Annotated in this window: 6 protein-coding genes; all 6 read right to left on the bottom strand. The window is 59.2% G+C overall.

Features of this window, described 5'->3' with window-relative positions; all coding sequences use genetic code 11:
• Positions 1-1,219: RIP metalloprotease RseP (gene rseP, locus EPO09_RS21035; RefSeq protein ID WP_290646361.1), on the bottom strand; the 1,219-nt coding region annotated here is incomplete at its 3' end.
• 57 nt (positions 1,220-1,276) lie between these two features.
• Positions 1,277-2,482, bottom strand: a complete 1,206-nt coding sequence (ispC, locus tag EPO09_RS21030) for a 1-deoxy-D-xylulose-5-phosphate reductoisomerase (RefSeq protein WP_290646359.1) — start codon at positions 2,480-2,482, stop codon at positions 1,277-1,279.
• Positions 2,475-3,398, bottom strand: coding sequence for a phosphatidate cytidylyltransferase (locus tag EPO09_RS21025; protein ID WP_290646356.1), 924 nt, complete (start codon positions 3,396-3,398; stop codon positions 2,475-2,477). Before EPO09_RS21025 ends, ispC begins: the two co-directional genes overlap by 8 nt.
• A gap of 12 nt (positions 3,399-3,410) precedes the next feature.
• Positions 3,411-4,190 carry a polyprenyl diphosphate synthase gene (uppS, locus tag EPO09_RS21020; protein WP_290646354.1) on the bottom strand — a complete coding sequence of 260 codons (780 nt, stop codon included), beginning with the start codon at positions 4,188-4,190 and terminating at the stop codon, positions 3,411-3,413.
• A gap of 130 nt (positions 4,191-4,320) precedes the next feature.
• Entirely contained in the window at positions 4,321-4,881 is a 561-nt protein-coding gene (gene frr, locus EPO09_RS21015; protein WP_290646352.1) for a ribosome recycling factor, read from the bottom strand.
• An 89-nt stretch (positions 4,882-4,970) separates the two neighbouring features.
• Positions 4,971-5,624, bottom strand: a 654-nt coding sequence (gene pyrH, locus EPO09_RS21010) for a UMP kinase (protein WP_290646351.1), incomplete at its 5' end; no start/stop codon positions are given.

The following is a 5,624-nucleotide window of genomic DNA, read 5'->3' as shown; positions in this document are numbered from 1 at the left end:
CCCCAAGGCTGACACTGACCAACGCGAGCGCACCGATGTAGTAAACCCACCCCAGTCGCGCAGACTGTCCAGCCAGATCAGCGATGGCCAGCGGGCCGCTCAAATTCTTGACGGATACCTGCCCGACCACCATTTTGCCGAGCATTTCCAGACTCATCCTGGCCATACCCCAAGTCTTGTCCAACGCGAGCGTCAGCCCCTCCAGGAAACCATAGCGCACATCAACGGTGGCCACGGCACCGCCCAGTCCAGCCTCGATCCTGGGCAGCATCTTGCCTTGAACATCTTTCATCACCGGCGTCAAGCTCAGCTCGAGCACTTCCTGACCACGCTGAACCTGCAGATTCAGCGGCAAAGGCTGCCCATTGCGCTGGCTCTCACGGATGACCTGTCGCAACTGCGTGGCATCAGCTGGCACGACGCCATTGATCAACAGCACCTTGTCCCCCTTGCGCAGGCCGGCCTTCTGGGCAGGCCCACCATCCAGCGTCTGGGATACAAGCGGCTCGGCGTAAGGACCAGTCAAACCGATGCGATCCATCAGTTCGCCATCCACTTCAGACGCTTTGATCTGACTCAGGTTGACGTGCAATTCACGCTCGCCACGAGGGGCTTGATCCGGCGCAGACCTGGATTGCACCCGCAACACAATATCGTGCGCACTCAAGGCAGAACTCGTGAGCCACCATTGGAGGTCGTTCATGGAGCGAATGGCATGCCACTCAGCGGCATCATCCGCTCGACCGTCGCCCCCTTGCACATCACGCTTGAGCGCGACGATCTCATCTTGTGAGCGCATGCCGGCCTGGGCGACCAGGCTGGCCGCACGCGGTTGCGCAAACCAGGGGCGAAGCTCTGAAACCCCTGCCCAGTTCACACTGGCGTACAGCAAAATGGCCAGCAGCAGATTGGCCACAGGCCCTGCCACCACAACCATCGCCCGCTGCAAGACCGGTTTGCGGTTGAAGGCGCGATGCAATTCAGTGGGATCGACCACACCCTCGCGCTCATCCAGCATCTTGACGTAGCCGCCAAGCGGCAGCGCCGAAATCACGAACTCGGTTTCGCCACGCATGCGCGACCACAACACGCGGCCAAACCCGACGGAAAATCGCAGCACCTTCACATCGCACGCCACTGCCACGCGGTAATGGCCGTATTCGTGTATGACCACCAGCACGCCGATCATCACGATAAAAGCCAGCGCATTCAACAGCATCGCCACACTCCTTGAAAGACTGCCTCGAAGGCCTGCGATGAACGCGCCATCACGCGCTCAACGCACCAGCCCTGCCACCACGGACTCTGCCACACGCCGAGACTGTTGATCCAGTGACAGCAACCCTTCCACACTGGCCACAGCCTGACCCGGCACAACGCAGTCGGACAGGGTCTGCACGTTCACGCTGTGGATCTGATCGAAGCGAATGCGACGGTTCAAAAATGCGTCCACGGCCACCTCGTTGGCGGCATTGAGCACACAAGTGCTGCCAGGCGCGCCTCGCAAGGTTTCCCAGGCGAGTTGCAAGCCAGGATAGCGCGCGCCATCCGGCTCACGGAATGTCAGTGCGTTAAGTTTCGTGAAATCAAGCAGGTCGGCACCAGACTCGATGCGCTCCGGCCAGGAAAGACCGTACGCAATCGGGACACGCATATCAGGCGTGCCCAATTGGGCCAGCACGGAACGATCACGGCAGACCACCATCGAATGGATGATGCTTTGCGGATGCAGCACCACGCGGATCTGATCAGGTGTGAGATCGAAAAGCCAGCGAGCTTCGATGACCTCCAGCGCCTTGTTCATCATCGTGGCCGAATCCACGGAAATCTTGCGCCCCATCACCCAATTGGGATGCGCGCACGCTTGCTCCGGCGTGATATCGGCGAACGTGGCCGGATCACGATCACGGAAAGGACCACCTGAGGCCGTCAACACGATGTGATCGATGCGAGATGCCCATGTTGATGGATGCTCAGGCAGGCACTGGAAGATGGCGGAATGCTCACTGTCGATGGGCAACAAGGTCGCACCACCTTGCTTGACTGCATCCATGAACAAGGCACCACCAACCACCAGGGCTTCCTTGTTGGCCAACAACAAGCGCTTACCCGCGCGGGCAGCGGCCAGACACGGCGCCAGCCCCGCCGCACCCACGATGGCCCCCATGACCACATCCACGTCGGCATGAGAGGCCACATCACACAGGGCACGTTCACCACTGAGCACCTCGGTGGGCAAGCCAGCTGCGCGCAGCTTGTCGCGCAACAGAACAGCCAAAGGCTCTGCAGGCATCACCGCGAACTTTGGTCGATGCGTCACGCACTGCGCGAACAACTCGTCTACACGAGAGGCACCGCTCAGCGCCCATATCTCGAACTTGCCAGGATGGCGAGCGGCCACATCCAGCGTATTCGTGCCAATCGAACCTGTGGCACCCAGGATGCACAAGCGCAGAGGACGATGAGAAGCTTGATCAGCCATGGCACAAAGTGGTCAAAGCCAGAGACAAGGGCAACACGGGTAGCAAGGCGTCGATGCGGTCCAGCACCCCACCATGGCCCGGCAACAACTGACTGCTGTCCTTGGCGCCAGCCTGACGCTTGATCAAGGACTCGAACAGATCGCCCACCACGCTCATGCCAGCCAGGAAGGCCAACGCCAGCAACATGCCAAAGGGCCCGAGCCCCATCAACAGGCGACTGTACAAACTTGGAGAGTCCACGCTCATGTTGCGGTCAACCCAGATCCATGCGGCAGCGAGCAGCCCCACCACCAGCATGCCTGTCCAGACCCCTTCCCAGCTCTTGCCTGGACTGATCGAAGGCGCCAGCTTGCGCTTGCCGAAAGTGCGGCCACCGAAATAGGCCCCGATATCAGCGGCCCAGACCAGACAGAAGACTGACAAGAGGTAGTTCAAACCTTGCATCTTGCTCTCAACCAGCGCCAACCAGGCCAGAACCAGCAATGCCAGGCCAAGCAATCGGCGCACGTCCTGTGGCACCTGCTTCCAGTGCAGCGTGCCGAAACGCAGCACGGCTACGCCACCCAGCACCCAGATGACAACGGCGAACAACCAGATGATGGCGGGCGTGGCAAACCCGACCAACGGATGCCCCCAGCCATGCACATGCCCCTGAGCCTCTGACACAGCGTGCTGCACCGGCCCCCAGACAGGCAAGCCCAGATACTGGGCCACGAAGGTACAAGCGCCCGCCACGGCCGCACCCATGATGATGGCCCGAACGCCGGTCGCATCATTCAATCGTGACCATTCCCACCCTGCTGCCGAGATGAACACCAGCGTCAGAATAGCGAAAGGCCATGCGGCCTGCGCTGCCAGCGTGGGCAACAAAATGGCCACCAAAATCAGGGCCGTGATGACACGTTGCTTGAGCATCTATCGAATCCTTCAGGCCTGAGTCCTGGAGCCATGGTTCTCGCCACCATCGCCAATGGCGCCCTCGCCTTCACCCGAGGCGCCAACATCCCCGAAGCGGCGCTCCCGCCTCGTGAAGCTGGCCACCGCCTTGTCCAACTCCTTGTCGTCGAAGTCAGGCCAAAGGCAATCGGTAAAATACAGCTCGGCGTAAGCGCTCTGCCACAACAGAAAGTTCGACAAGCGCACTTCACCGCCCGTTCGGATGAACAGGTCCGGATCAGGCGCATAACTCATGGCCATGTAACTGGACAGCGTCGCTTCATCCAACTGCTCAGCACTCACACCCGCCAACAAGGCTTGCTTCGCTGCCTGAACAATGTCCCAGCGCCCACCGTAGTTGAAAGCAACCGTCAGGACGAGTCGACTGTTGTCCACCGTAGAGGCCTGGGCATCCAGCAAAGCATGGCGCACCTTGTCTGACACATTGGCCAGATCACCGACGATGCGAATGCGCACGCCGTCAGCTTTCATCTTGGTCAGGTATTTGGAAAGCGCGACCAGCAACAAACTCATCAGGCCGGACACTTCCTCCTCTGGGCGTTTCCAGTTCTCGGACGAAAAGGCAAACACGGTCAGATAGGCGATCCCACGATCGGTTGCGGCCTGCACGACTTTGAGCAGTGAATCCACACCGGCCTTGTGTCCAACGCCACGAGGCATGAAACGCTTGCGTGCCCAGCGACCATTGCCATCCATCACGATGGCCACATGGCGGGGAACAGAATCAGCTGCAACAGGGTTCTTGGCCATCAGATCAGAACGTTCAGCGAGAAGTGAGAAACCCCAGGCAAAGGCAGACGCCAAAGCATCCCCCGCCACAAACGCATCGAGGCGGCCATGCCGCCTCGGACTGCGTCGCGATTATGACAAAGTGCAAGGCTTAGACGGCCAGCACTTCGGCCTCTTTGGCCGCAACCAGCTTGTCAATGTCGGTAATCGTCTTGTCGGTCAGCTTTTGCACGTCGTCTTGCGAACGGCGATCTTCGTCTTCCGTGATTTCCTTGTCCTTGAGCAGCCGCTTGGCGTGTTCGTTGGCATCCCGACGCAAGTTGCGCACGGCGATCTTCGCGTCTTCGCCAGCGTTCTTGACCACCTTGGTCAACTCCTTGCGGCGCTCTTCGGTCAAAGCCGGCATCGGCACGCGGATCAGATCGCCCTGCGTGGATGGATTCAGTCCCAGATCAGATTCACGGATGGCCTTTTCGATCTTGGCGCCCATGCCTTTTTCCCAAGGCTGCACGCTGATGTTGCGTGCGTCGATCAGGGACACATTGGCCACCTGGCTGATGGGCACCAGGGAACCGTAATAGTCCACCTGCACCTGATCCAGGATGCCTGGGTGAGCGCGACCAGTGCGAATCTTGGCCAACTCGTTCTTGAAAGCCTCAATGGACTTGAGCATTTTCTGCTCGGCGTTTTTCTTGATTTCAGCGATGCTCATGGAGAACTCCGTGCGAATGTATGACTACCTGATGGACAGACGCTTAAGAGAAAAAATCGAAAGGCAATGATAGTGATCTGATCAAAAGATCAGACATGGACCAAGGTACCCTCATCCGCACCCTGCACCACGCGCTTGAGCGCGCCAGGCTTGAAGATCGAAAATACCTTGAGGGGAAGATTCTGATCACGACACAGAGCGAATGCCGTGGCATCCAGCACCTGCAGATTTTTGATCAGCGCTTCGTCAAAAGTGATGCTGCCGTAACGCGTGGCAGATGGGTCCTTCTTGGGGTCAGCCGTATAGACACCATCCACCTTGGTCGCCTTGAGCATGATCTCCGCGCCGATCTCCGCGCCACGCAATGCTGCAGCAGTGTCGGTCGTGAAGAAAGGATTACCGGTACCTGCGGCGAACACCACAACCTTACCCTCTTCAAGGTACTGCAAGGCCTTGGGGCGCACATAAGGTTCAACAACCTGATCGATGCTGATAGCAGACATCACACGGGCAGTCATGCCCTCTTGTCGCATGGTGTCAGCCAAGGCCAGCGAGTTCATCACAGTGGCCAGCATCCCCATGTAATCGGCCGTAGCGCGGTCCATACCGACGGAGCCGCCCGCCACGCCACGGAAGATATTGCCACCACCGATCACCACGGCAACCTGGGTACCCATGGCCGTGACCTCTTGGATTTCCTTGACCATCCGCACGATGGTTGCGCGGTTGATGCCGTAGGCATC

Source organism: Aquabacterium sp., from assembly GCF_004297345.1.
Classification (GTDB): domain Bacteria; phylum Pseudomonadota; class Gammaproteobacteria; order Burkholderiales; family Burkholderiaceae_C; genus Aquabacterium.
Note: the sequence above shows the minus strand (reverse complement) of the source record. Positions and strands in the feature narration are given on the sequence as shown.

Excerpts from the sequence above, each read along its gene's own strand:
- uppS (WP_290646354.1), bottom strand. The coding sequence starts at position 4,190 with ATGGCCAAGAACCCTGTTGCAGCTGATTCTGTTCCCCGCCATGTGGCC.
- ispC (WP_290646359.1), bottom strand. The coding sequence starts at position 2,482 with ATGGCTGATCAAGCTTCTCATCGTCCTCTGCGCTTGTGCATCCTGGGT.
- EPO09_RS21025 (WP_290646356.1), bottom strand. The coding sequence starts at position 3,398 with ATGCTCAAGCAACGTGTCATCACGGCCCTGATTTTGGTGGCCATTTTG.
- frr (WP_290646352.1), bottom strand. The coding sequence starts at position 4,881 with ATGAGCATCGCTGAAATCAAGAAAAACGCCGAGCAGAAAATGCTCAAG.